The organism is Streptomyces sp. SLBN-8D4 (assembly GCF_049739545.1).
Classification (GTDB): domain Bacteria; phylum Actinomycetota; class Actinomycetes; order Streptomycetales; family Streptomycetaceae; genus Streptomyces; species Streptomyces canus_C.
Genome location: NZ_JBMGQC010000001.1, coordinates 5,657,152 through 5,681,838, shown reverse-complemented (window position 1 = coordinate 5,681,838; position 24,687 = coordinate 5,657,152). Strand labels below are relative to the sequence as shown.

General features: G+C 70.7%; 22 protein-coding genes and 1 pseudogene. 10 read left to right on the top strand and 13 right to left on the bottom strand.

The genetic code is table 11. The annotated features are described in order from the left end of the window. Positions 1-154 precede the first annotated feature (154 nt). Positions 155-613: a GNAT family N-acetyltransferase gene (locus RKD20_RS25870; protein WP_424879805.1), complete on the top strand. Its 459-nt coding sequence runs from the start codon at positions 155-157 to the stop codon at positions 611-613. On the opposite strand, the gene RKD20_RS25865 is transcribed toward RKD20_RS25870, so the two are convergent. The 4 genes from RKD20_RS25865 to galT all read right to left on the bottom strand — a co-directional run bounded on the left by RKD20_RS25865 (position 603) and on the right by galT (position 4,660). Further along, positions 603-1,391, bottom strand: a complete 789-nt coding sequence (locus tag RKD20_RS25865) for a hypothetical protein (RefSeq protein WP_424879804.1) — start codon at positions 1,389-1,391, stop codon at positions 603-605. The genes RKD20_RS25870 and RKD20_RS25865 overlap by 11 nt on opposite strands. An 88-nt stretch (positions 1,392-1,479) precedes the next feature. Then, positions 1,480-2,634 carry a galactokinase gene (gene galK, locus RKD20_RS25860; RefSeq protein ID WP_424879803.1) on the bottom strand — a complete coding sequence of 385 codons (1,155 nt, stop codon included), beginning with the start codon at positions 2,632-2,634 and terminating at the stop codon, positions 1,480-1,482. Beyond that, positions 2,634-3,602, bottom strand: coding sequence for a UDP-glucose 4-epimerase GalE (galE, locus tag RKD20_RS25855; protein ID WP_424879802.1), 969 nt, complete (start codon positions 3,600-3,602; stop codon positions 2,634-2,636). Before galE ends, galK begins: the two co-directional genes overlap by 1 nt. Next, positions 3,599-4,660, bottom strand: coding sequence for a galactose-1-phosphate uridylyltransferase (gene galT / locus RKD20_RS25850; protein WP_424879801.1), 1,062 nt, complete (start codon positions 4,658-4,660; stop codon positions 3,599-3,601). Before galT ends, galE begins: the two co-directional genes overlap by 4 nt. 111 nt (positions 4,661-4,771) lie before the next feature. Between galT and RKD20_RS25845 the strand changes: the two genes are divergently transcribed. Both RKD20_RS25845 and RKD20_RS25840 read left to right on the top strand, forming a co-directional pair. Then, positions 4,772-6,469 (top strand): sodium:solute symporter family protein, encoded by a 1,698-nt coding sequence (locus RKD20_RS25845; protein WP_424879800.1) that lies wholly within the window; start codon positions 4,772-4,774, stop codon positions 6,467-6,469. Between the two features lie 21 nt (positions 6,470-6,490). Further along, positions 6,491-6,796, top strand: a complete 306-nt coding sequence (locus RKD20_RS25840) for a hypothetical protein (RefSeq protein WP_424879799.1) — start codon at positions 6,491-6,493, stop codon at positions 6,794-6,796. Between the two features lie 404 nt (positions 6,797-7,200). Here the strand turns inward: RKD20_RS25840 and RKD20_RS25835 are convergent, their stop codons facing one another. The 8 genes and pseudogenes from RKD20_RS25835 to rsmI all read right to left on the bottom strand — a co-directional run bounded on the left by RKD20_RS25835 (position 7,201) and on the right by rsmI (position 15,734). Continuing rightward, positions 7,201-7,884 (bottom strand): helix-turn-helix transcriptional regulator, encoded by a 684-nt coding sequence (locus RKD20_RS25835; protein ID WP_424879798.1) that lies wholly within the window; start codon positions 7,882-7,884, stop codon positions 7,201-7,203. Positions 7,885-8,133: 249 nt separating this feature from the next. Next, complete coding sequence (locus RKD20_RS25830) at positions 8,134-9,936, bottom strand: ABC-F family ATP-binding cassette domain-containing protein (protein WP_424879797.1); 1,803 nt, start codon at positions 9,934-9,936, stop codon at positions 8,134-8,136. Positions 9,937-9,985: 49 nt separating this feature from the next. After that, positions 9,986-10,886 (bottom strand): annotated as a pseudogene (locus RKD20_RS25825) (4-(cytidine 5'-diphospho)-2-C-methyl-D-erythritol kinase). Beyond that, on the bottom strand, positions 10,883-11,788 hold the full coding sequence (gene rsmA / locus RKD20_RS25820; protein WP_424879796.1) for a 16S rRNA (adenine(1518)-N(6)/adenine(1519)-N(6))-dimethyltransferase RsmA: 906 nt from the start codon (positions 11,786-11,788) through the stop codon (positions 10,883-10,885). Before rsmA ends, RKD20_RS25825 begins: the two are co-directional and overlap by 4 nt. A gap of 45 nt (positions 11,789-11,833) precedes the next feature. Next, the gene (locus tag RKD20_RS25815) at positions 11,834-13,210 is read right to left on the bottom strand and encodes a ubiquitin-like domain-containing protein (RefSeq protein WP_424879795.1); all 1,377 of its coding nucleotides are present in this window, start codon (positions 13,208-13,210) and stop codon (positions 11,834-11,836) included. Between the two features lie 85 nt (positions 13,211-13,295). After that, complete coding sequence (locus tag RKD20_RS25810; protein ID WP_424879794.1) at positions 13,296-14,195, bottom strand: TatD family hydrolase; 900 nt, start codon at positions 14,193-14,195, stop codon at positions 13,296-13,298. 46 nt (positions 14,196-14,241) lie between these two features. After that, positions 14,242-14,640 (bottom strand): hypothetical protein, encoded by a 399-nt coding sequence (locus tag RKD20_RS25805; protein WP_424879793.1) that lies wholly within the window; start codon positions 14,638-14,640, stop codon positions 14,242-14,244. A 245-nt stretch (positions 14,641-14,885) separates the two neighbouring features. Further along, complete coding sequence (gene rsmI, locus RKD20_RS25800) at positions 14,886-15,734, bottom strand: 16S rRNA (cytidine(1402)-2'-O)-methyltransferase (RefSeq protein ID WP_424879792.1); 849 nt, start codon at positions 15,732-15,734, stop codon at positions 14,886-14,888. A gap of 86 nt (positions 15,735-15,820) precedes the next feature. Here rsmI and RKD20_RS25795 point away from each other — a divergent pair, with 86 nt between their 5' ends. The 3 genes from RKD20_RS25795 (at position 15,821) to RKD20_RS25785 (ending at position 21,075) form a co-directional block, all read left to right on the top strand. Continuing rightward, a complete protein-coding gene (locus tag RKD20_RS25795; RefSeq protein WP_424879791.1) occupies positions 15,821-17,560 on the top strand; it encodes a dolichyl-phosphate-mannose--protein mannosyltransferase in 1,740 nt (579 codons plus the stop codon). A gap of 125 nt (positions 17,561-17,685) precedes the next feature. After that, a complete protein-coding gene (locus tag RKD20_RS25790; protein WP_424879790.1) occupies positions 17,686-19,308 on the top strand; it encodes a penicillin-binding transpeptidase domain-containing protein in 1,623 nt (540 codons plus the stop codon). A gap of 96 nt (positions 19,309-19,404) precedes the next feature. Then, positions 19,405-21,075 carry a penicillin-binding transpeptidase domain-containing protein gene (locus RKD20_RS25785; RefSeq protein WP_424879789.1) on the top strand — a complete coding sequence of 557 codons (1,671 nt, stop codon included), beginning with the start codon at positions 19,405-19,407 and terminating at the stop codon, positions 21,073-21,075. Here the strand turns inward: RKD20_RS25785 and RKD20_RS25780 are convergent. Further along, positions 21,072-21,419: an SsgA family sporulation/cell division regulator gene (locus RKD20_RS25780; protein WP_424879788.1), complete on the bottom strand. Its 348-nt coding sequence runs from the start codon at positions 21,417-21,419 to the stop codon at positions 21,072-21,074. The two genes, RKD20_RS25785 and RKD20_RS25780, sit on opposite strands and share 4 nt — an antisense overlap. 168 nt (positions 21,420-21,587) lie before the next feature. Between RKD20_RS25780 and RKD20_RS25775 the strand changes: the two genes are divergently transcribed. Genes RKD20_RS25775 through RKD20_RS25760 form a run of 4 tightly spaced genes read left to right on the top strand, consistent with a single transcriptional unit; the run spans position 21,588 to position 24,595 of the window. Beyond that, positions 21,588-22,628 carry an energy-coupling factor ABC transporter permease gene (locus tag RKD20_RS25775; protein WP_424879787.1) on the top strand — a complete coding sequence of 347 codons (1,041 nt, stop codon included), beginning with the start codon at positions 21,588-21,590 and terminating at the stop codon, positions 22,626-22,628. Position 22,629: 1 nt separating this feature from the next. Continuing rightward, positions 22,630-23,391 (top strand): cobalt ECF transporter T component CbiQ, encoded by a 762-nt coding sequence (gene cbiQ, locus RKD20_RS25770; RefSeq protein WP_424879786.1) that lies wholly within the window; start codon positions 22,630-22,632, stop codon positions 23,389-23,391. Beyond that, positions 23,379-24,137, top strand: a complete 759-nt coding sequence (locus RKD20_RS25765; protein ID WP_424879785.1) for an energy-coupling factor ABC transporter ATP-binding protein — start codon at positions 23,379-23,381, stop codon at positions 24,135-24,137. The genes cbiQ and RKD20_RS25765 overlap by 13 nt, the downstream gene beginning before the upstream one ends. Further along, entirely contained in the window at positions 24,134-24,595 is a 462-nt protein-coding gene (locus tag RKD20_RS25760) for a MarR family winged helix-turn-helix transcriptional regulator (protein WP_424879784.1), read from the top strand. The genes RKD20_RS25765 and RKD20_RS25760 overlap by 4 nt, the downstream gene beginning before the upstream one ends. The last annotated feature ends 92 nt before the right edge of the window (positions 24,596-24,687 follow it).

Sequence of the window (24,687 nt, the reverse complement as noted above, 5' to 3'; positions counted from 1 at the left end):
CCGCCGCGCAAGAACTGCTACCCCCACTACGGGCGCCGTACCCGACTGTCTCGCCCCCCTGATCAGCACCGGCCCCCACCGGTGCTGTTCATCAGGGTACGGCCGGGGGGCAGGAGCGGAAGGTTATTTGCAGAACTGGCTGTCCGGTGCGTTTATGGTGAGCCGCATGTTTCGTCTGGAGACAGAAGTCGACAAAGCCCGGCAAGATCTGCTCCGCAAGCGGCTGCGGGACACCAACACGGCCGCCTCCCCGGTCCTGCGCGCACTGCGCGGAACCCCTGGTGAACGGGAACTCCCGCTCCATGTCTGGGCGTTGGACGACTCCGGCGCCCTGGCGGGCGGGCTGGTCGGCCACACCTGGACGAGCTGGCTGCACGTGACGTATCTGTGGGTCGACGGACGGCACCGCGGGGCGGGCCTGGGTTCGCAGTTGCTCGCACGGGCGGAGCGCATGGCCCGGCGCGGCCGGGGCTGCACCGCCGTACGCCTGGAGACCTGGGACTTCCAGGCGCCGGAGTTCTACAAGAAGCAGGGCTACGAGGTGGTGTGTGTGATCCCGGACTATCCGCCGGGGGCCACGGAGTACACCCTCACCAAGATGCTCACCGTCTGAAGCGCCAGGAGCCCGGCTCGTCCGCCGGCGCCAGACCCAGCTCCCCGGCGATGCCGGCCGCGCGGCGGTGGGAGACGTCGGGGTAGTGCGCGGGGTGCACCTCGATGACCCCGTGGTCGTCGGCCGAGGCCGTGCGCAGCGCCTCGCGGAGCGTGTGCTCCTGGTCCGCCACCCGGGCCCGCTCCTCACGCCGCCGGGCGACGGCCGCGCCCCGGCGGCTCGTGGCCGCGATCACGCCGAGTGCGATCAGCGCGAACGCCCCGACGCCCAGGACGTCGCCGCTCGCGTGCGCGTCGCCCGGGGTCCGGGGACGCAGGACGCCCTCGGGGTCCGCGAGGACGGTGACCCTCTGCCCGACGGCGAAGCTGCCGGATCCGGCCCGCAGGGCGGGGCCCGGGAGCCTGGTGCCGTCGAGGCGCGCGAGGGCGTAGTCGTAGGTGTCCGCCTCGCGCCCCCGGTCCGGGGCGGGCCAGTCCCGTACGACGGTGGCGGTGATCCGTTCGCCCCGTCGCTCCAGGGTGAGGTCGTCACGGGCCAGGTCGGCGATGTACACGGCCACCAGGGAGGCCCCCACCACCAGGAGCGCGGCTGTCACGCCCGTCTCGTCCGCGCACAGCTTCGTCAGCAGCAGGGCGAGGAGCACCCCGTGCGCGATCCACAGGGGCACCAGGAGTCCGTAGCCCTGGTGGTCCGCCAGGAGGAAGAAGCCGACGATCGCGGCGAGCGCGTAGCAGCCGATGCCGATCGCCGACAGGATGCGAAGGCGCCCTCGACTCACGCTCCGACGCTACTGGGGCGTACGTCAGGGAGAGGCCCGGCTTTCCCCAAGTTCGGATCAAGCCGGGCAAAACAGCGGTCAGCCGGTCTCAGACCAGGCGTCGCGCCCCTGCCGAGGGCACCGCCTCGAACACCCGCGGAGCGGTGAACTCCGCTGCGGCGAAGGCCTCTTGGACCGCCTTGGTGAGGGGTTCCACGTCGGCCGCCTCCGCCAGCACGATCGCCGAGCCGCCGAAGCCGCCGCCCGTCATCCGCGCGCCCAGGGCGCCCGAGGCGAGGGCGGTGTCGACGACCAGGTCCAGCTCCGGGCAGGAGATCCGGAAGTCGTCGCGCAGGGAGGTGTGACCCGCGACCAGCACGGGGCCGATCGCGCGGGTCTCGCCCGACTCCAGCAGGCCGACGACCTTCTCCACCCGCTCGTCCTCGGTGACGACGTGCCGGACCAGGCGTACGGCCTCCTCGTCGTCGCCGAGCCGCTTGAGGGCCGCGTCGAGCTCGCCGTAGGGGATGTCCCGCAGCGCGTCCACGCCCAGCAGGGCCGCACCCCGCTCGCAGCCCGCGCGGCGCTTGCCGTACTCGCCCTCGCTGTGGGAGTGCTTGACGCGGGTGTCGACGACGAGCAGGACCATGCCCTCGGCGGCGAGGTCGAAGGGGATCTGCTGCTGGGCGAGGTCCCGGGTGTCGAGGAACAGGGCGTGGCCCGTCTCGCAGCAGGCGGACGCCGTCTGGTCCATGATCCCGGTGGGGGCGCCGACGTAGACGTTCTCGGCGCGCTGGCACAGCCGGGCCAGCTGCCAGCGCTGGAGGCCGAGGTCGAAGAGGTCGTTCAGCGCGAGCGCGATCACGACCTCCAGGGCCGCCGACGAGGACAGGCCCGCGCCCGCCGGGACCGTCGAGGCGAGGTGGACGTCCGCGCCGGTGACCGGATGGCCGGCCTCGCGCAGCGCCCAGACGACACCGGCCGGGTACGCGGTCCAGTTCCGGTCGCTCTCGGGCGCGAGGTCGTCGAGGCGCAGCTCCACGACACCGCCCTCGATGTCCGAGGAGTGCAGGCGCAGAACGCCGTCCGTGCGCCGGGAGACGGCCGCGACCGCGGTGTGCGGCAGCGCGAAGGGCATCACGAAGCCGTCGTTGTAGTCGGTGTGCTCACCGATGAGGTTGACGCGGCCCGGGGCCGACCAGACACCCTCGGGCTCTGTTCCGTACAGCTCGACGAAACCGTCCCGGACCTGCTGTGCCGCCACTACTGCTCCCCTGCCGTGCTGATGTTCTGAGCGAACTCCCAGGCGTCCGCGACGATCCCCGCGAGATCCGCGCGGGACGGGTTCCAGCCCAGCTTCTCGCGGGCGGTGGCGGCGGAGGCGACCAGGGTGGCCGGGTCGCCGGCCCGGCGCGGGGCCACGATCTCGGGGATCGGGTGGCCGGTGACCTGGCGGACGGTCTCGATGACCTGCCGGACGGAGAAGCCCTCGCCGTTGCCGAGGTTGCAGATGAGGTGCTCGCCCGGCTTGGCGGCCGTCAGCGCCAGCAGGTGGGCCTCGGCCAGGTCGGCGACGTGGATGTAGTCGCGCACGCAGGTGCCGTCCGGGGTCGGGTAGTCCTCGCCGAAGACGGAGATCGCCTCCCGCTTGCCCTGGGCGACCTGGAGCACCAGCGGGATGAGGTGCGACTCGGGGTCGTGGCGCTCGCCCTGCTTGCCGTAGGCACCGGCGACGTTGAAGTAGCGCAGGGAGACGGCACCCAGCCCGTGGGCATTCGCCTCGCTGGTGATCATGAAGTCGACGGCGAGCTTGGAGGCGCCGTACGGGTTGGTGGGCTTCGTGGGCGCCGACTCGACGATCGGCACCTCCTCGGGCTCCCCGTACGTGGCGGCCGTGGAGGAGAAGACGAGCTTCTTGACGCCGGCCTCGCGCATGGCACCGAGCAGTGCCATGGTGCCGCCGACGTTGTTGTCCCAGTACTTCTCGGGCTTCACGACCGACTCGCCGACCTGGGAGGAGGCGGCGAAGTGGAGCACGCCGTCGAAGGAGGAGTCCAGCCACTTGGCCGCGTCGCGGATGTCGCCCTCGACGAAGGCGGCCCCGGCCGGGACCCCCTCGCGGAAGCCGGTGGAGAGGTTGTCGAGGACGACGACCTCGTGCCCCGCCTCGAGCAGATGCTGGGCCACGACCCCGCCGACATACCCCGCGCCACCTGTCACCAGGTACTTCATGAACTCGCTACCTCTCGCAGTCGCTGTGCCGCGGCCTCCGGACGGATGTCGTTGATGAAGACGTTCATGCCCGACTCGGACCCCGCGAGGAACTTCAGCTTGCCGGACGTACGGCGAATGGTGAAAAGCTCGAGGTGCAGCGCGAAGTCGTCCCGGTTGACGCCCTCGAACTCCTCCAACTGCCCGAACGGCGCCTGATGCCAGCCGGCGATGTAGGGCGTCGAAGGCTCGTTCTCCCCGAAGATCCGGTCGAAGCGCCTCAAGAGTTCCAGATAGACCTTGGGGAACTCTGTGCGGGCCTCCTCGTCGAGGCCGAGCAGATCCGGCACCCGGCGCTTCGGGTACAGGTGCACCTCGTAGGGCCAGTGCGCCGCGTAGGGCACGAAGGCGACCCAGTGCTCGCCCTCCAGGACGATCCGCTCACCTGCGAGCTCGCTCTCCAGGACGGCGTCGAAGAGGTTCTCCCCTCCGGTCGCCTCCTTGTGCGCCGCGAGAGAACGCAACATCAGGGCGGTGCGCGGGGTGGTGAAGGGGTAGGCGTAGATCTGGCCATGGGGGTGACCCAGGGTCACACCGATTTCCGCACCCCTGTTCTCGAAACAGAAGACCTGCTCCACGGAGGGCAGATGCGACAGCTCCGACGTCCGGTCGGTCCATGCGTCCAGGACGAGCCGTGCCTGCTCCTCCGTGAGGTCCGCGAAGGACGCGTTGTGGTCCGAGGTGAAGCAGACGACCTCACAGCGCCCCGAGTCACCGGCCAGCGAGGGGAAACGGTTCTCGAAGACCACGGCGTCGTACGACGAGTCCGGGATCTCGCTCAGCCGCTCGCCCTGCGAGGGGCACAGCGGGCACTCGTCGGCGGGCGGGTGGTAGGTGCGCCCCTGTCGGTGCGAGGCGATGGCCACGGAGTCGCCGAGCAGCGGATCCCGACGAACCTCCGACGTGGTGACGGTCCGCTCCAGCGGACGCCGGTCCACGGCGTCGCGGACGGTGTCGTCACGCAGGTCGTAGTAGATGAGCTCGCGACCGTCGGCCAGCCGGGTCGAGGTCTTCTTCACCGCTGCGCTCCTTCACTCAAACATAACTAAACACAAGTAACCATCATCGCCCACCCACGTCAACATCGGAATCAAACAAAGCGCATCAGCCGAGGTGTTCAATTGCTGACTATGCAAAACCCCACAAAAGGCGCAGAAACCGCATATCTAGCGGCTGAGCTGAGGCTCCCCACCAACTGGCTCGACTACACGATCCTCGGCATCTACTTCGTCGTCGTCCTCGGCATCGGCTTCGCGGCCCGCCGCTCGGTGAAGACGAGCCTCGACTTCTTCCTCTCCGGCCGTTCCCTGCCGGCCTGGATCACGGGTCTCGCCTTCATCTCGGCCAACCTGGCCGCGACCGAGATCCTGGGGATGGCCGCCAACAGCGCGCAGTACGGCGCCTACACGGTCCACTGGTACTGGATCGGCGCCATCCCGGCCATGGTCTTCCTGGGCCTGGTGATGATGCCCTTCTACTACGGCAGCAAGGTGCGCTCGGTCCCCGAGATGCTCCTGCTGCGCTTCGACAAGTGGGCCCACCTCCTCAGCTCGGCCCTGTTCGCCTTCGCGGCGATCCTGATCGCGGGCGTGAACCTCTACGCCCTGGCGATCGTGGTCGAAGCCCTCCTGGGCTGGCCGCAGTGGGTGGCGATCGTGGTCGCGGGCGCCTTCGTCCTCGCCTACATCACCCTCGGCGGCCTGTCCTCCGCGATCTACAACGAGGTCCTCCAGTTCTTCGTGATCCTGGCGGCCCTGATCCCCCTGGTGGTCCTGGGCCTGAAGAAGGTGGGCGGCTGGGGCGGCCTCACGGACAAGCTGACGGCCGAGCACGGCGCGAACTTCACCACCGCCTGGGGCGGCACGGGCATCGGCAGCGCGAACCCGCTGGGCGCGAACTGGCTCACGATCGTCCTCGGCCTCGGATTCGTACTGTCCTTCGGCTACTGGACGACGAACTTCGCGGAGGTCCAGCGGGCCCTCTCCGCGAAGAACCTCTCCGCGGCCCAGCGCACCCCCCTGATCGCCGCGTACCCGAAGGTCTTCATCGTGTTCCTGGTGATGATCCCGGGCCTGGTCGCGGCGGCCCTGATCCCGGGCTTCGGCACCGCCGACTCGGGCTACCAGTACAACGACGCCATCCCGTACCTGATGGAACAGCTCCTGCCGAACGGCGTCCTGGGCATCGCGGTGACGGGCCTCCTGGCGGCCTTCATGGCAGGCATGGCGGCCAACGTCTCGTCCTTCAACACGGTGTTCACGAACGACATCTGGGGCCGCTACGTCGTCCGGGGCCGCGAGGACGCGTACTACGTCCGCTTCGGCCGCCTGATCACGGTGATCGGCGTCTGCGCCTCCGTGGGAACGGCCTTCCTGGCGTCCTCCTTCTCGAACATCATGAGCTACCTCCAGACGCTGTTCTCCTTCTTCAACGTGCCGATGTTCGTCGTCTTCATCGTCGGCATGTTCTGGAAGCGCGCGTCCGCGAAGTCGGGCTTCTGGGGCCTGCTCGCCGGCACGGTGGCGGCGATGGTGAACTACTTCTGGATCTACAAGCAGGGCATCATCGACATCCCCACCGACCAGGGCGCCAACTTCGTCTCCGCGATCGTCGGCTTCGTGGCGGGCGCGGTCGTGATGGTCGCCGTGTCCCTGTTCACGGCCCCCAAGCCCGCCGAGGAACTCCAGGGCCTCGTCTACGGCACGACGTCCCCCGGCATGTCCGAGCCCCCCGCCGCCGGAGACGACGCCTGGTACCGCAGGCCGGCCCTGCTGGGCTGGGGTGCGGTGGTACTGGCGGCCGCCTGCTACATCCCGTTCTCGTTCTGACCGCGGGAGGATTGAGGAACCATGTCCGAGCACCACGGCTACTCCGAACACGACGTCCAGCGGGAAGTCTCCGAACTCCAGGCCAAGTCGGCCACCGCGGCCCGCATCTTCGACCTGCGCCGCATCATCGGCGGCCTGTTCGTCCTCTACGGCATCATCGTCACGATCGCCGGAATCAACCCCTCCGACTCCTCCCTCGACAAGTCGGAGGGCGTCAACATCAACCTCTGGACCGGCCTCGGAATGCTGCTCCTCGGCATCTTCTTCCTGGTCTGGCTGAAACTGAAGCCGGTGGCGCCGGTACAGGTGGAGCCACCGGAGGAGTGACGCCGGGGTCCTGATCGCTTGTCGGGAGGCTGCGGGCGCGTGGGGGCTGGTCGCGCAGTTCCCCGCGGGCAGCTGCGCTGGGCTTGGGCGGGGCGCCTATGGGGGTGCCGGGTCGGGTTGTCGGGCGGGTGCGGGTGTGTGGGGGCTGGTCGCGCAGTTCCCCGCGCCCCTAGGTGGGTGCAGTCACCGGCGCCACTACGGACAGTTCGCCGCACCGCGGCCCTTCCAGAAGGAACCGAGCCGCCGGACCGAGGACGGATACCCCCCACCCCGGCCCCGCCCCCCACCGAACCACAGGCGCTACACAAGCCCCCACCGGGGCCGCGCAGGCCGCCGCAGGCATCAGGGGCGCGGGGAACTGCGCACAACGCCCGCCCCTACCCACCCGCGGGTGTCCGATCACCTCACCCGGTTCCACCGCCGGAGGCACCCGCCCGGTCCAGCAACCCCGTCCGCGCAGCCAACGCCGCCGCCTCCAACCGAGACCCCACCCCCAGTTTCATCAGCACCCGCTGCACATGCGTCCGCGCGGTGGACGGCGCTATCCCCATCCCCGCCGCGATCAGCCGCGTGTCCTCCCCGTCGGCCACCCGCACCAGCACCTCCACCTCCCGAGGCGTCAGCATCTGCAGCAACCGCTGCCCCTCGTCGTCCGGCTGGGCCACGGGATTCAGCAGCTCACTGAACGCCCCCTGCAACAACTGCGGAGCAACCGCCGCCTCCCCCGCCCGCGCCTTCATGATCGCCCGCTCGACCCCCTCGATGCGCTCGTCGTGCCGGACGTACCCCGACGCCCCCGCCGCGAACGCCGCCGCGATCCCCCGGGGACTCGGCACCGGACCCAGCACCAGCACAGCCACCTGCGGCCGCTCCCGCTTGATCTTCACGACCGGGTCGAACATCCCCGGCTCGGCCGGCGTGGCCGTCCCCAGCAGGCACACCTCGGGCGCCCGGCTGATCACCAGCTCCGCCGCCCCCGCGGCAGGCGCCGCCGCCGCGAGCACCCGGTGCCCGCGCAGTTTCAGCGCCGAGGCCAGCGCCTCGGCGAGCAATCGGTGGTCGTCGACCACCATGAGCCGAACTCCCATCGAGCAACCCCCCAGTCCCCCCATGGATCCGCGTGAATGCCCCACTATGGATGCCCACTGATCCGCACAGGCAGAGGCCTTCTCCCAGCACCCCCGCCCTTCATGCCCCCGGAAGCTACACGCTAGTTCGACGTTGCGCTTCCCCTACCGGTGAGAAGTGTCCCGGAACTGCTGAATTCCCGGCTTTCCTGTCGTTCGAGGACGATGTGCCGCACCTTCACGTGTCCGCACCTTCACGTGTCCGCACCTTCACGCGTCCTCGGCGAGCTCCAGCCACCGCATCTCCAGCTCCTCGCGCTCCCCGGCGAGATCCCGCAGTTCGGCGTCAAGCGTGGCGACCCTCGCGAAGTCCGTGGCGTTCTCAGCGATGGACGCGTGCAGCTTCGTCTCCTTCTCGGAGATCTTGTCGAGCTGCCGCTCGATCTTCTGGAGCTCCTTCTTCGCGACCCGCTGATCGGCGGAGCTCTTCTCCACGACGGGCTTCGACACCACGGGCGCCGAGGCGGCGGCCGCCTCCTCCATCCGCTGCCGTCGCTCCAGGTACTCGTCGATGCCCCGCGGCAGCATCCGCAAGGTGGCGTCCCCGAGCAGCGCGAAGACCCGGTCGGTCGTCCGCTCGAGGAAGAACCGGTCGTGGGAGATGACGACCATCGAGCCGGGCCACCCGTCGAGGACGTCCTCCAGCTGGGTCAGCGTCTCGATGTCCAGGTCGTTCGTCGGCTCGTCCAGGAACAGCACGTTCGGCTCGTCCATCAGCAGCCGCAGCAGCTGGAGCCGGCGCCGCTCACCGCCGGACAGATCCCCGACCGGCGTCCACTGCTTCTCCTTGTTGAAGCCAAAGGTCTCGCACAGTTGCCCGGCGGTCATCTCGCGCCCCTTGCCGAGGTCCACGCGCTCCCGTACCTGCTGGACGGCCTCCAGCACCCGCAGCGCGGGGTTGAGTTCGGCGACCTCCTGCGACAGGTAGGCGAGCTTGACGGTCCTGCCGACCACGACCCGCCCGGCCGCGGGCTGCTTCTCGCCCTCGGTCCGCGCGGACTCGGCCATGGCCCGCAGCAAGGACGTCTTGCCGGCGCCGTTGACCCCGACGAGACCGATCCGGTCGCCCGGGCCGAGCTGCCACGTCACGTGCTTGAGCAGGACCTTGGGCCCGGCCTGGACGGTGACGTCCTCCAGATCGAAGACGGTCTTGCCCAGCCGCGAGGAGGCGAACTTCATCAGCTCGCTGCTGTCCCGCGGCGGCGGCACGTCCTTGATGAGCTCGTTGGCGGCCTCGACGCGGAAGCGCGGCTTGGACGTACGGGCCGGAGCCCCCCGTCGCAGCCAGGCCAGCTCCTTGCGGACGAGGTTCTGCCGCTTGGTCTCCTCGGTGGCGGCGATCCGCTCGCGCTCGGCACGTGCGAAGACGTAGTCGGAGTAGCCGCCCTCGTACTCGAAGACATCGCCCTTCTGCACGTCCCACATGCGGGTGCAGACCTGGTCGAGGAACCACCGGTCGTGGGTGACGCAGACGAGCGCCGAGCGCCGCTCGCGCAGGTGCTTGGCCAGCCAGGAGATGCCCTCGACGTCGAGGTGGTTGGTGGGCTCGTCGAGGACGATCAGGTCCTGTTCCTCGATGAGCAGCTTGGCCAGGGCGATACGGCGGCGCTCGCCACCGGAGAGCGGCGCGATGACGGTGTCGAGGCCCTGCGGGAAGCCGGGCAGGTCGAGCCCTCCGAACAGTCCGGTCAGCACGTCGCGGACCTTGGCGTTGCCGGCCCACTCGTGGTCGGCCATGTCCCGGATGACCTCGTGCCGGACGGTGGCCGTGGGGTCCAGGGAGTCGTGCTGGGTGAGGACGCCCAGGCGCAGTCCGCCGGAGTGCGTGACGCGTCCGGTGTCGGCGTCCTCCAGCTTGGCGAGCATGCGGATCAAGGTGGTCTTGCCGTCGCCGTTGCGGCCCACGACGCCGATGCGATCGCCCTCGGAGACGCCGAGCGAGACACCGTCCAGCAGCGCACGGGTGCCGTACACCTTGCTGACGTTCTCGACATTGACCAGATTGACGGCCATTTCTCTCCTGCCCAGGGGGATCGATCGACCCTCCAGGGTAGTCCGACCGCTACGCCCCCATCACCGTCGCACCCGGCACGGGCCCTGACGCCGTACGCACCGACCGGCACGTCCCCGAGGCGCGCAGCGCGTCCGCGATCTTCGCCGCCGACCCGGGATCGCGGGCGAGGAACGCCGTGGTCGGGCCCGAGCCCGAGACGAGCCCGGCGAGGGCGCCCGCGGCGCTGCCGGCCGCGAGGGTGTCGGCGAGTTCCGGGAAGAGCGAGAGGGCGGCGGGCTGGAGGTCGTTGGAGACGGCGGCGGCGAGCGCGTCCGGGTCGCCCTCGGCCAGCGCGTCGAGCAGCGCCTCGGAGGCGACGGGCTCGGGGACGTCGAGGCCCCGCGGTGAGCCGGTCGAACTCCCGGAAGACGGCCGGCGTCGACAGCCCGCGTTCCGCCATCGCGAACACCCACGAGAAGGTGCCGCCGACGTCGAGGGGGCGCAGCTTCTCCCCGCGTCCGGTTCCGAGCGCGGCCCCGCCCACCAGGCTGAACGGCACGTCACTGCCCAACTCGGCGCAGATGTCGAGCAGTTCGGCACGGGAGGCGCCCGTCCCCCACAGCGCGTCGCAGGCCAGCAGCGCACCGGCGCCGTCCGCGCTGCCGCCCGCCATGCCGCCGGCGACGGGGATGTCCTTGGCGATGTGGAGGTGGACGTCGGGCCGCAGACCGTGGCGCTTCGCGAGGGCGATCGCCGCCCGCGCGGCCAGGTTCGTACGGTCCAGGGGCACCTGGCCGGCGTCCGGACCGGCGCAGGTGACCCGGAGCCCGTCGGCGGGTGTCACGGTCACCTCGTCGTGGAGGCCGACCGCGAGGAAGACGTTGGCCAGGTCGTGGAAGCCGTCGGGGCGGGCGGCGCCCACCGCGAGCTGGACGTTGACCTTGGCGGGGACGCGGACGGTGACACTCACGGCTGGACCGGCTCCTTCGGGGGTTCGGGGGTCGTCCCCCGAGATGACGCAGCCTCGGCGATCCGCGCGAACTCCTCGACGGTGAGCGACTCGCCGCGGGCCTGGGGCGAGACCCCGGCCGCCACGAGGGCCGTCTCGGCGGCCGCGGCCGAGCCCGCCCACCCGGCGAGCGCGGCCCGCAGGGTCTTGCGGCGCTGGGCGAAGGCCGCGTCGACGACGGCGAACACCTCGCGCTTCGACGCGGTGGTCCTGATCGGCTCGGTCCTGCGGGTGAGCGCGACGAGCCCGCTGTCGACGTTCGGTGCGGGCCAGAAGACAGTGCGGCCGATCGAACCGGCCCGCTTGACCTCGGCGTACCAGTTGGCCTTCACGGACGGGACGCCGTACACCTTCGAACCGGGCGGCGCGGCGAGCCGGTCGGCGACCTCCGCCTGGACCATGACGAGGGTGCGTTCGATGCTCGGGAAGGTGTCGAGCATGTGCAGCAGCACGGGGACGGCGACGTTGTACGGGAGGTTCGCGACGAGTGCGGTGGGCGCGGGGCCCGGCAGCTCGGTGACGTGCATGGCGTCGGAGTGCACGAGCGCGAACCGGTCCGCGCGGTCGGGCATGCGGGCCGCGACGGTGGCGGGCAGCGCTCCCGCGAGGACGTCGTCGATCTCGACGGCGACGACACGGTCGGCCGCCTCCAGCAGCGCGAGCGTGAGCGAGCCGAGCCCCGGGCCGACCTCGACGACCACGTCGTCGTCCCGGACGCCCGCGGTGCGCACGATCCGGCGGACCGTGTTCGCGTCGATCACGAAGTTCTGGCCGCGCTGTTTGGTGGGGCGTACGCCGAGGGCGGCCGCGAGTTCGCGGATGTCGGCGGGGCCGAGGAGGGTGTCTGGGGAGGGGCTGCTCACGTGGACAGCCTAGCCGCGGCCCGGTGGGGGGCCGGTCGCGGCCGCTCATCCGTGCAGACGGCCACCGCAGTGCGGCCAGGGGCTCGCCCCCCGCCGTACGTACAGCTTCTTCGCCCGGAACGTCTGCTCCGCCGCGGTTGCGTCCTGGGGGCGGCCGGAGCCCCCGAGGGCCTGCCAGGTCCTCGTGTCGAACTGGTAGAGGCCGCCGTACGTCCCCGAGGGGTCCACCGCATTCGGGCGGCCGCCGGACTCGCAGTGCGCGAGTCCCCGCCAGTTCAGGTGGTCCGCGCCCTGCACGGAGGTGGGCCTCGGCTTCGTGCCCACTCTCACGATCTGGGTGCGGGGTTCCCGGACCGTCTCAACCCTGATCCGCCGCGGCCTCTGCCTGACCCCGTTGACGGTTCTGAGGGAGTACGTGACCCGTCGCACCCCCGGTGTCCCCGCCTGGTCCACGGCCTCCGTGCCCTTGAAGAGGGAGGCGTCCTCGCTCCGCTCCTCCCGGAAGGGGATCTGCTCCTCGCGCACTTCCCTCGACGCGGTGATCCGCAGCACCGTGACGGTCTGCCCCTCGCGGGGAAAACTCCCCGGCGCCACCGAGGTGGTGTCCATCCCGCTCAGCGTGATCCCGGCCTCCTCGACAACCTCCGCCACGGTCGCCGCGTTCGTCCGGATCGTCCGTGCCCGGCCGTCGGCCATGACCGTCACGGACCGCTCGGTCCGTACGTCCAGCGCGAGCCCCTCCCGCCCGATCGGCCGGGAGCGCGAGCTGGACACGTACGCGCCCTGCGCACGCACCCCGAGCTGTTCGAGGGCCCCGTCCACCGTCCGTGCCGTGGTCCACACCTCATGCCGGTGGCCGTCGAGCGTGAGCCGCAGGGGACGCCCGTACCGCACCGCGACCTCGTCCCCGCTGGCGAGCTGTTCGCCGGGGGCGGGCGCGACCACGTCGTGCGCCCCCACCGCGACTCCCTCCTCGGCGAGCAGTTCGGTCACGTCGTCGGCGAAGGTGTGCAGCGTCCTGGGCCTGCCGTCGACGGTGAGCTCGATCGCCTTGTCCTTGGCGACGAACGCGGTGGTACCGCCGGCGAGGAACGCGACGACCAGCGCCTGCGGGAGCAGCCGGCGCATCGCGCTGTCCGGCCGCTGCGCGTAGCGGGTCCGGCGCCGGCGGGCCGCCCGGCCGCCCACCGCGGCCTGGCGCGGGAGCGTTGCGTCCGGCAGCTCGTAGGCGGGCCGGTAGGTGTCCTCGTAGGGCCGCCTGCGTGCCATGTCCGGCACCCCGTACACCTCGTGGGCGAGCGTCTCGGTGGTGTCCGGATCCGTGGGCGGCGCCTCGGGACCGCCGTACGCCGACGGTTCGTACGGCGCGGTCGGGCCGTACGCCTCGTAGGCCTCGTACGTCTCGTACTGCGAGTTGCTCACGACGACACGCTCCAGGGGTCCGGATCGGGCCCACAGAACCTAGCGGAGCGGTCGTCACTCTCCAAAGCGACGCGACTACCCGGAGTTACGTTCGAGAGGGTCGGTATCCGAAGGCGCGTGCGGTGTTGGCGGCGAGTGCCGTGGCCAACGCGTCCTCGTCGATGCCGCGCACGGCGGCCATGGCGCGCACCGTGACCGGAATGAGATAGGGGGCGTTGGGCCGTCCGCGGTACGGCACCGGCGTCAGGAACGGCGCGTCGGTCTCCACCAGGAGGAGTTCGAGGGGCGCCACGGCCACCGCGTCCCGCAGGTTCTGGGCGTTCTTGAAGGTGACGTTGCCGGCGAAGGACATGAAGTATCCGGCGCCGGCGCAGATCTCCGCCATCTCGGCGTCGCCGGAGTAGCAGTGGAAGACGGTGCGCTCGGGGGCGCCCTCCTCCTTGAGCACGCGCAGGACGTCCGCGTGGGCGTCGCGGTCGTGGATGACGAGCGCCTTGCCGTGCCGCTTGGCCATCTCGATGTGGGCGCGGAAGGACGCCTCCTGCGCCTCCTTGCCCTCGGGCCCGGTGCGGAAGTGGTCGAGGCCGGTCTCGCCGACGCCCTTGACCTGCGGGAGTGCGGCCAGCCGGTCGATCTCCGCGAGCGCCTCGTCGAGGGCCCCGGTGCCGCCGGCCCGGCGGGCCCCCTGCCGGGACCAGCCGTCGGGGTCGCCGTGGACGATCCGGGGCGCCTCGTTGGGGTGCAGCGCGACGGTGGCGTGGACGGCGTCGTATTGGCCCGCCGTCTCGGCCGCCCACCGGGAGCCCCGGACGTCGCAGCCGACCTGGACGACCGTGGTCACCCCGACCGACGCGGCTTTCGCGAGCCCCTCCTCCACGGTCCCGTCCTGCATGTCCAGGTGGGTGTGGGAGTCGGCGACCGGCACCCGCAGGGGCTCCGGGAGCGGCGGGGCCGCGTTCTTCTCGCGGGGGCTGTTCGAAGGCATGCCCCGATCCTACGAAAGGGGCATGCCCACCCGGATGGCGGAGCGGTCAGCTCGCCTTGCGCTGGAAGACGTGCAGCAGGTCGGCCAGGTGCCAGTGATGCTCCCCGCCCGGCCCCTGCGCGGTGTCCCCGGCCGCCGGTGCCTCCACGGGTCCGGCGGGGGGCGTGCTGTGCTGACGGTGCGCCGCGTCACGGGCGGAGGCGACCCGGCCGGGCCGCATGATCCGTACGACGTGGTGGTCGCAGTTCGCGCACGCGGGCTTGGAGAGCGGAGAGGGCACGATCCGCCCGTCCACCATGTACTGCACGAACTCCCGGCCGTCGCCGTCGATGTGATGCTCTATCTCGTACGACTGCTCCCACCCGTGCCCGCAGCGCATGCAGGCGAAGGAGTAGGACTCGTTGACGACAGCCGTCGCCCCGGGGTGCCCTGCGATCTCGCTCATTCCAGCTCCTGTGGTCCGCTGGTTAGAAGGACGGGTACGTCCCTCACCCCAGTGGACGCCTCGCAGGACCCGATGGCGACAGGCCTGTCGACTGTTGGAGCCGATTTGGACTTTCCTTGCCGAACCGGCCCCTCGGACCCCGCGGAGCTTTGCATTCCGAGACACCGCTTTGCCCGCACATGGGGCGCACGCTCAGAAGTCATGCGCCCTGCTCAGAGGGGGTGTGACCCACCTCATGGAGCACTTCACCCAGTGGCGTTCTTCGCGGCGACGACGGCATCGAAAACGACCCTCTTCGGGACCCCCGCCTCGACGGCCACCGCGGCGATCGCCTCCTTGCGCCGCTCCCCCGCCTCCTCCCGGACCCGCACCCTGCGCACCAGTTCCTCGTCGTCTATCTCCCCGGCCCCCTTCTCGGGCGCCCCCTCGACGACGACGGTGATCTCGCCCCGTACGCCGTCCGCGGCCCATTCGGCGAGCGCGCCGAGCTCCCCCCGCTTGACCTCCTCGTACGTCTTCGTCAGCTCCCGGCACACCGCCGCCCGCCGCTCCGCCCCGAACACCTCGGCCATGGCGGCGAGCGTGTCGTCGAGCCGGTGGGGAGCCTCGAAGTACACGAGGGTGCGCCGCTCGTCGGCGACCTCCCGCAGCCGGGAGAGCCGCTCGCCGCCCTTGCGGGGCAGGAAGCCCTCGAAGCAGAACCGGTCGACGGGCAGCCCGGACAGCGCGAGCGCGGTGAGCACCGCGGACGGCCCCGGTACGGCGGTGACCCGGACGTCCTTCTCCACGGCCGCGGCGACCAGCCGGTACCCGGGGTCGGACACCGACGGCATCCCGGCGTCGGTGACGAGCAGCACACGCGCGCCGCCGAGGAGTTCCTCGACGAGTTCGGGTGTGCGGGCGGCCTCGTTGCCCTCGAAGTACGACACGATCCGCCCCTTGGGCGTCACGCCGAGGCCCTGGGTCAGCCGCTTCAGCCGCCGGGTGTCCTCGGCCGCGACCACGTCGGCCGCGGCCAGTTCCGCCGCGAGCCGGGGCGGAGCGTCCGCGATGTCGCCAATGGGGGTGCCCGCCAGGACAAGGGTTCCAGTCACGTCCCCCATCCTCCCAGCCGCGCCCCGAACAGGACGCATCCGCCCATGCACGGGACTCACACAGCGCCGTTCCTTACGATGGCGCCGTGACCAGTACCGCGTCCTCCACGGACACCCGGCAGGACCAGGCCCCCCAGGACCGGCGGCCGTCGTGGCAGCAGAGGCTGCGCCGTTTCGGCTACACGGCCGAGGCCAGAAGCGACGTGCGCGAGCGCCTGGTGCCGTCCTTCGTCGTCCCCTCTCCGCGGATGTGGCAGGTCCTGGGCGTGCCCGGGGCACTCGCCGAGCGGGTCACCCGCTGGTCCGGCTGGCTGGGACCGCTGCTGGTGACGCTGGTGGCGGGGCTGATGCGGTTCTGGAACCTGGGCAGCCCCAAGAAGGTGATATTCGACGAGACGTACTACGCCAAGGACGCGTGGGCGCTCGTCCACCGCGGCTTCGAGCTCAGCTGGGGCAAGAACGTCGACAGCCAGATCCTGTCCTCGAACGGGCACGTGGCGCTGCCGACGGACGCCGCCTATGTGGTGCATCCGCCGGTCGGCAAGTACGTCATCGGGCTCGGCGAGCTGATGTTCGGGCTGAACCCGTTCGGCTGGCGGTTCATGACGGCGCTGCTGGGGACGCTGTCGGTGCTGATCGTGTGCCGGGTGGGCCGCCGCCTCTTCCGCTCCACGTTCCTCGGCTGTCTGGCGGGCGCGCTGATGACCGTGGACGGTCTGGCCTTCGTGATGGCGCGGACCGCGCTGCTCGACGGTGTGCTGATGTTCTTCGTGCTGGCCGCGTTCGGCTGTCTGGTCATCGACCGCGACCGGGCCCGGGAGAAACTCGCGGCCGCCCTGCCGGTCGACTCCTACGGTCTCGCGCGCCCCGACGCGCACATCGCGGACACCCTGCGCCTGGGGTGGCGCCCCTACCGGTGGCTGGCCGGCCTGCTCCTGGGCCTCGCCATGGGCACCAAGTGGAACGGACTGTTCTTCCTGATCGCCTTCGGCATCATGACCGTCCTGTGGGATGTCGGCTCCCGCAAGGTCGCGGGCGCCCGGCACCCCTACGAGGCGGTCCTGAAGTACGACCTCGGCATCGCGTTCCTCGCCATGGTGCCGGTCGCGGTCGTCACCTACGTCACCTCGTGGATCGGCTGGATCCTCTCCCCCGCGGACGGCACCGGCGGCTACTACCGCAACTGGGCGGCGACCGACGGCAAGGGCGGCAGCTGGACGTTCCTGCCCGACTGGTGGCGCAGCCTGATCCACTACGAGCACGAGGTCTACAAGTTCAACGTCGGCCTGTCCTCGCCGCACACGTACATGTCCAACCCGTGGAGCTGGATCGTCGACGGCCGCCCGGTGTCGTACTTCTACGAGTCCCCCGCGCCCGGCACCGACGGCTGCCCGGTCGACGCGGGCGGGAAGTGCGCGCGGGAGGTCCTGGCCATCGGCACGCCCCTGCTGTGGTGGGCGGCCTGCTTCGCGATCCTCTACGTCCTGTGGCGCTGGTTCTTCCGGCGCGACTGGCGTGCGGGCGCCATCGCCTGCGGTATCGCGGCCGGGTACCTGCCCTGGTTCAACTACCAGGAACGCACGATCTTCTTCTTCTACACGATCGTCTTCCTCCCCTTCCTCTGTCTCGCCGTCGCGATGCTCATCGGCGCCCTCATCGGCCCGCCACGCGCCTCCGACACCCGCCGGGTGGCGGGCGCCACGGCAGCGGGGGTCCTGGTGCTCCTGATCGCGTGGAACTTCATCTACTTCTGGCCGCTGTACACGGGAACGGCGATCCCGATCGACAGCTGGCGGTCGCGGATGTGGCTGGACACGTGGGTCTAGCGGGTCATCATTCACGTATGTGATTGAGCACCTGCTTCGGCGAATCAGGAAACTCTTGCCCCGCTTGTCACACCTCCCGCTTAGGCTGCCCACAACAACGGGGAAATCGGGGAGGGGGCCACACCATGGCCAAGGGGGTGAAGGTCGCTGTCGTCAGCACGGTGTTCGCCGTGATGGTCGGCGGGGCCGGGTACGGGGCGTACAACTTCGTGTCGGCGTTGAGCGACGACGGGAGCGGTGGGGTCGGGGACGCCAAGCGGAGCGGGCCGCCCACCGCCGACGAGGTCAAGGAGACCTCCAAGGACTTCTTCGCGGCCTGGGAGAAGGGCAGCGCGGCGGGCGCGGCCGCGTTGACGAACAACAACACGGCGGCCGAGGCGCTGCTGGCGGCCTACGGGACGGACGCCCACATCGGCGACGTGCGCATCACGCCCGGCAGGGCGACCGGCGCGACCGTGCCGTACAACGTGAAGGCAACGGTGTCGTACGACGGGAAGTCGAAGCCGCTCGCGTACAGCAGCAAGCTGACGGTCGTGCGCGGGGTGACCACCGGCAAGGCGCTCGTCGACTGGCAGCCCTCCGTGGTGTACCCGAAGCTCCAGCGGGACGACCGGCTCGTCACCGGCGAGTCCGCGAACCCGGCCATCGAGGCGGTGGACCGGGGCGGCAAGGTGCTGACCAAGGAGAAGTATCCGTCGCTGGGCCCGGTGCTGGACGCGCTGCGCGAGAAGTACGGGGACAAGGCCGGCGGCACCCCCGGTGTCGAGCTGGTCATCAAGCACCCGGACCAGAGCCCCGACACCTCGCTGCTGACCCTCGCCGAGGGCAGGGCGGGCAAGCTGCAGACCACGATCAGCGGGAGCGCGCAGGCGGCCGCCGAGAAGGCGGTGAAGCTGTACGGCCAGTCGTCCGTCGTCGCCGTCAAGCCCAGCACCGGTGCGGTGCTGGCCGTGGCCAACAACCGCACGGACGCCTTCAACGCGGCCTTCGAGGGCACCAAGGCCCCCGGCTCCACCATGAAGATCATCACCGCCGCGATGCTCATCGACAACGGCGTGACCTCGATGAACGGCCAGGCGCCCTGCCCGCCCGAAGCCGTGTGGCAGGGGCAGACCTTCAAGAACCTCACCGGCATGCAGCCCAACGAGGGCGCCTCGCTGGCCAACAGCTTCATGCGGTCCTGCAACACCGCCTTCATCAAGCTGATCGACGAGAAGCCGCTCACCGACGAGTCACTGACGCAGGAGGCCCAGAACCGCTTCGGGATCGGCGAGGACTGGAAGACCGGCATCGTCTCCTTCGACGGCAAGGTGCCCGCCGTCAGCGGCCCGGACCGCGCGGCGAACGCGATCGGCCAGGGCCAGGTCCAGATGAACCCGCTGAACATGGCCTCGGTGACGGCCACCGCGATCACCGGTACCTTCCGCCAGCCCTACGTGGTCTCGCCCCAGCTCGACGACCGCGAACTGGCCACCGCGAAGGGGCTGCCGTACAACACCGCCTCCCAGCTGAAGCAGATGATGAAGCTGACCGCGACCCAGGGCACGGCGGTCAAGGCGATGTCGGGACTCAGTGGGGACATCGGCGCGAAGACCGGTTCCGCGGAGGTCGACGGCCAGCAGGTGTCCAACAGCTGGTTCACCGGTTTCCGCAACGACATGGCCGCGGCGGCCATGACGGAGGAGGGCGGCCACGGCGGCGACGCGGCGGGCCCGATTGTCGCAGCTGTGCTACGAGCCGCAGGCTGACGTCACCCCTGCGGGACAGGGACTCTAGTCTGTTGCAGTCGTTGAGGTGGATGAGGGCATCGGGGACCCCGGAACAGCGCGGAGGAAGCGTAAGTCGTGGGTAACAGAAGGCGCGTCGCCGAGCGACGGAAGACCAAGCCCGCCGTGGTCGGCGGGATGATCGCCGTGGTCGTCGGCGGCGCCGGCATCGGCGTCTACGCGCTGTACGGCGCCGGGGCCGCGGCCGACGAGCGGACGCAGAACACGTCCGCGTCCGCCGACCACAAGCCGAAGGTCAAGACCGGCCCGCTGTCGGCGACCGAGGTCACCACCACCGCGACCACCTTCCTGACCTCCTGGCAGCAGGGCAGGGTGAGCACGGCGGCCGCCGCGACCAGCGACACCAAGGCCGCCACCACCCTGCTCACCGGCTGGACCAAGGACGCCCACCTCACCGGCGCCACCCTCACCCCGGGCACCCCCGCCGGCGGCAAAGTGCCCTTCTCCGTCAAGGCGACGGTGTCGTACAAGGGCCTCAGCAAGCCGCTGACCTACGCCAGTTCACTCACCGTGGTTCGCAACACCGCCACCGGGAAGCCCCAGGTCGACTGGACCGCCTCGCTCGTCCACCCGGATCTCAAGGACGGCGACACCCTCGTCACCGGCGAGTCCGGGACCCCGCCGATCAAGGCGGTCGACCGGGACGGCGGCGAGATCACCGAGGCGAAGTACCCGTCGCTGGGCACGGTCCTGGACGGCCTGCGGGAGAAGTACGGCAAGAAGGCCGGCGGCAAGGCGGGCATCGAGCTCAGGGTGATCCGCGGAAAGGGCTCCAAGTCCTCCGACAAAACGCTGCTGGAGCTCAGCAAGGGCACCCCCGGCACCGTGCGGACGACCCTGAGCCCGAGGCTCCAGGCGGCGGCCGAGGCGCAGGTCGCCAAGCAGGCGAAGTCCTCGGTGGTCGCCCTGCGCCCGTCGACCGGCGAGATCCTCGCGGTGGCGAACGCCGGTCACGGCTTCAACACCGCCTTCCAGGGCTCCCTCGCCCCGGGCTCCACGATGAAGGTCATCACCTCCTCGCTGCTGATCGAGAAGGACCTGGCGTCGCCGGACAAGGCGCACCCGTGCCCGAAGTACTTCACGTACGGCGGCTGGAAGTTCCAGAACGACGACAAGTTCGAGATCAAGGGCGGCACCTTCAAGGCGAGCTTCGCCCGCTCCTGCAACACCGCCTTCATCAGCCAGGCGGGCAAGCTGGACAACGACAGCCTGACCAAGCAGGCCCAGCAGGTCTTCGGTCTGTCCATGAACAACTGGGCGATCGGCGTCCCGTCCTTCGACGGCTCGGTGCCGGTGCAGAGCGCGGCCCAGAAGGCGGCCTCGCTCATCGGCCAGGGCGGGGTCCGGATGAACCCGCTGAACATGGCGTCGGTCTCCGCCACCATCGAGTCGGGCACCTTCAAGCAGCCCTACCTGGTGTCCCCCTCGGTCGACCACCGCACGCTGGCCACCGCCTCCCGCTCGATGTCCTCGGGCACGCTGTCGCAGCTGCGTGAGCTGATGGCGTACACGGCGGGCTACGGCACGGCGGCCGAGGCGATGTCCGGGGTGTACGGCGACGTCGGCGCGAAGACCGGCTCCGCGGAGGTCGACGGCCAGAAGAAGCCGAACGGCTGGTTCACCGCGTACCGGGGCGATCTCGCGGCGGCCGGCGTCGTCCAGGCGGGCGGCCACGGCGGCGACACGGCGGGCCCGATCGTGGCGGCCCTGCTGAAGCTGGGCGGCTAACCCCGCACGGGGGCGGCAGCCATATACGTCCGGCGCAGGAACCTGAGCAGCGTCTTCTGCTCGAACTGCACCACCGACACGCCCTGCGGTGTGTGGAACTCCACCACGGCCTGCACCCGTCCGCAGGGCCAGACCCGGACCTCGCCGCTGCCGGCCGGGGCCCTGAGTCCCTGCTCCAGCAGTGCCCGCGAGAAGGTCCATTCGGGGGTGCCCGGCAGGCGGATCCGTACCGAGCGCGGGTCGGTCTCCGGGTCGTAGCGCAGGACCACCGGGACTGCCTCGTCCTCCGCGATGTCCGCGTCCGAAACGATGTGGGCTCGTGCGTACTGTTCGACTACAGACATCGTGACGGCCCTCTCACGCTGCGTGACCTGTACGGAAGCTGTGCCTCCATTCTCACCCCAGCGTCGCACATTTCCTGTGTTCCGCCCCCGGGACCGAAAGCCTGCGACTTGCTGTTCGTGGCTGGACTCTCTTGCAAAGGGTTCGCAACAAGCCACTATCATCGAACGGTGCATGTGCCTGACGGATTCATAGACGCCCCCATCTCGGCGGCGACCGGCGTGGTCGCCGCGACCGCCGTCGCGGTGAGCCTGCGCGGTGCCCGCCGTGAACTGGACGAGCGCACCGCGCCTTTGGCGGGCCTGGTCGCGGCGTTCATCTTCGCCGTGCAGATGCTGAACTTCCCCGTCGCCGCGGGGACCAGCGGACATCTGCTCGGCGGGGCACTGGCCGCGATCCTCGTGGGCCCCTACACCGGCGTCCTGTGCGTCTCGGTGGTCCTGCTCATGCAGGGCATCCTCTTCGCGGACGGCGGCCTGACCGCGCTCGGCGTCAACATCACCGACATGGCCGTCGTCACGACGGTCGTGGCGTACGCCGTCTTCCGAGGGCTGGTGAAGGTGCTGCCGCGCAGGCGCGGCTCGATCACCGCCGCCGCCTTCGTGGCCGCCGTGCTGTCCGTGCCCGCCGCGGCCGTAGCCTTCACCCTGATCTACGCCGTCGGCGGCACCACCGACGTCTCCATCGGCAAGGTCGCCACCGCGATGATCGGCGTCCACGTCCTCATCGGCATCGGCGAGGCGGCCATCACCGCCCTGACCGTCGGTGCCGTCGTCGCCGTACGCCCCGACCTGGTGTACGGCGCCCGGGGCCTGCGGCAGAAGCTCAAGCTGCGGGTCGACGGCGAGCTGGTCGACGTACCGGACACCGTGCCCGTCGCCGCCGCCCGTTCGCACCGCAAGGTGTGGATCACCGGTCTGGTGACCTCCCTGGTCCTCGCCGGGTTCGTCAGCTTCTACGCCTCCGCCAGCCCCGACGGTCTGGAGAAGGTCGCCGCCGACAAGGGCATCGACGCGAGGACCGAGAAGCACGCCACCTCGGACTCCCCGCTCGCCGACTACGGCGTGCGGGACGTCGGGAACGCCCGCCTGTCCGGGGGGCTGGCGGGTGTGATCGGCGTCGGTGTCACCGTCGTCGCCGGCAGCACGGTGTTCTGGGCGGTGCGCCGGCGCCGTGGCGCCGACACCACTCCCGTGAGCACGGGCGTCTGACATGGGCGCCGGACACGCGCATCGGCTCTACCGGCACGGGCACTCGGCGGTGCACGCCCTGCCGCCGCACACGAAACTCGCGGCGGCCTTCGGTTTCGTGGTGGTCGTCGTCTCGACCCCGCGCGAGGCGATGTGGGCGTTCGGCCTGTACGCCGTCCTCCTGGGCGTCGTCGCGTACGCCGCGCGCGTGCCGGCCGGCTTCCTGCTGAAGCGGCTGCTGATCGAGGTGCCGTTCGTGGCGTTCGCGGTGCTCATGCCGTTCGTGGCGGAGGGCGAGCGGGTCGAGGTGCTCGGCGTGTCCCTGAGCGTGAGCGGTCTGTGGGGCGCGTGGAACGTGCTCGCCAAGGGCACGCTGGGAGTCGCCGCGTCGGTGCTGCTGGCGTCCACCACCGAACTGCGCTCGGTGCTGCTCGGACTGCAACGGCTCAAGCTCCCGCTGCTCCTCGTCCAGATCGCGTCCTTCATGATCCGCTACGGCGATGTCATCACCGACGAGATGCGGCGGATGCGGATCGCGCGGGAGTCGCGGGGGTTCGAGGCGAGCGGTGTCCGGCACTGGGGCGTCCTCGCGAAGTCGGCCGGTGCGCTGTTCATCCGCTCCTACGAACGCGGCGAGCGGGTGCACCTGGCCATGGTCAGCCGCGGTTACGCCGGTTCGATGCCGGTGATCGACGAGGTGACCGCGTCCCGGGCGCAGTGGTCGTACGCCCTCGCGCTCCCCTTCGCCGCCCTTGTCGTCTGCGTGCTGGGATGGGCCCTGTGACAGCTTCCCTCGAAGTGACCGGACTGGCCTTCGCCTACCCCGACGGGCACCAGGCCCTGTTCGGCGTGGACTTCTCGATCGCGCGCGGCGAGCGGGTCGCGCTGCTCGGCCCGAACGGCGCCGGCAAGACGACCCTCGTGCTGCACCTCAACGGCATCCTGAGCGGCGGGGTGGGCACGGTGAAGGTCGCCGGGCTGCCCGTGGACCGGAAGCACATGGCCGAGGTCCGGCGCAGGGTCGGGATCGTCTTCCAGGACCCCGACGACCAGCTCTTCATGCCGACCGTGCGCGAGGACGTGGCGTTCGGACCGGCGGCGGCCGGGCTGAAGGGGGAGGAGCTGGAGGCACGCGTGCGGACCGCTCTGGAGCGGGTCGGCATGGCGGACTTCGCCGGGCGGCCCCCGCACCACCTGTCCTTCGGCCAGCGGCGCCGGGTGGCCGTGGCGACCGTGCTCGCCATGGAGCCGGAGATCCTCGTCCTGGACGAGCCCTCCTCCAACCTGGACCCGGCTTCGCGCCGCGAACTGGCCGACATCCTGCGCTCGCTGGACGTCACGGTCCTGATGGTCACGCACGACCTGCCCTACGCGCTGGAGCTCTGCCCGCGCTCGCTGATCCTGAGCGAGGGCACGATCGCCGCGGACGGAAGGACCGGCGAACTCCTCGCCGACGACGAGCTGATGCGGGCCCACCGGCTGGAGTTGCCCTTCGGATTCGATCCGCGGTCCGTGACAATGGGCGCGTGACGAACGAAGAGGACACCGGATCACTGCTGCTCGACGACCAGTTGTGCTTCGCGCTGTACGCCGCCCAGCGCGCGGTGACCGCCGCGTACCGGCCGCTCCTCGACGAGCTCGGGCTCACCTACCCGCAGTACCTCGTGCTGCTGGTGCTGTGGGAGCGCGGGGAGACCAGCGTCAAGGAGCTCGCGGGGGCGCTGCGGCTGGACTACGGCACGGTGTCGCCCTTGCTCAAGCGGCTGGAGGCCGCGGGGCTCGTGCGCCGGGAGCGCGCGGCGGCCGACGAGCGCTCGGTGCTCGTCGCGTGCACGGGACACGGGGAGGAACTCAGGGAGCGCGCGGCACGCGTCCCCGGCGCGCTGCTCGCGGCGACGGATCTCGACGGCACGGAGGCCGCGCGGTTGCGCGAGGCGCTGTGGCGGCTCGCGCACCGGGCGGACGCGGCGGCCGAGCGCCCCCGCTGACCGTCCGGCCTTCTGACCTTCTGTTACCCGAAGTCACTACCCCCTGGTAACCCGGGGCCGACCTACCGGCCGGTACCTTGTGCACGATGTAC

Excerpts from the sequence above, each read along its gene's own strand:
- cbiQ (WP_424879786.1), top strand. The coding sequence starts at position 22,630 with ATGGGCGCCGGACACGCGCATCGGCTCTACCGGCACGGGCACTCGGCG.
- RKD20_RS25780 (WP_424879788.1), bottom strand. The coding sequence starts at position 21,419 with ATGTCTGTAGTCGAACAGTACGCACGAGCCCACATCGTTTCGGACGCG.
- RKD20_RS25805 (WP_424879793.1), bottom strand. The coding sequence starts at position 14,640 with ATGAGCGAGATCGCAGGGCACCCCGGGGCGACGGCTGTCGTCAACGAG.
- RKD20_RS25765 (WP_424879785.1), top strand. The coding sequence starts at position 23,379 with ATGGGCCCTGTGACAGCTTCCCTCGAAGTGACCGGACTGGCCTTCGCC.
- RKD20_RS25830 (WP_424879797.1), bottom strand. The coding sequence starts at position 9,936 with ATGGCCGTCAATCTGGTCAATGTCGAGAACGTCAGCAAGGTGTACGGC.
- galE (WP_424879802.1), bottom strand. The coding sequence starts at position 3,602 with ATGAAGTACCTGGTGACAGGTGGCGCGGGGTATGTCGGCGGGGTCGTG.
- RKD20_RS25835 (WP_424879798.1), bottom strand. The coding sequence starts at position 7,884 with ATGGGAGTTCGGCTCATGGTGGTCGACGACCACCGATTGCTCGCCGAG.
- RKD20_RS25870 (WP_424879805.1), top strand. The coding sequence starts at position 155 with ATGGTGAGCCGCATGTTTCGTCTGGAGACAGAAGTCGACAAAGCCCGG.
- RKD20_RS25790 (WP_424879790.1), top strand. The coding sequence starts at position 17,686 with ATGGCCAAGGGGGTGAAGGTCGCTGTCGTCAGCACGGTGTTCGCCGTG.
- RKD20_RS25840 (WP_424879799.1), top strand. The coding sequence starts at position 6,491 with ATGTCCGAGCACCACGGCTACTCCGAACACGACGTCCAGCGGGAAGTC.
- RKD20_RS25810 (WP_424879794.1), bottom strand. The coding sequence starts at position 14,195 with ATGCCTTCGAACAGCCCCCGCGAGAAGAACGCGGCCCCGCCGCTCCCG.
- RKD20_RS25845 (WP_424879800.1), top strand. The coding sequence starts at position 4,772 with ATGCAAAACCCCACAAAAGGCGCAGAAACCGCATATCTAGCGGCTGAG.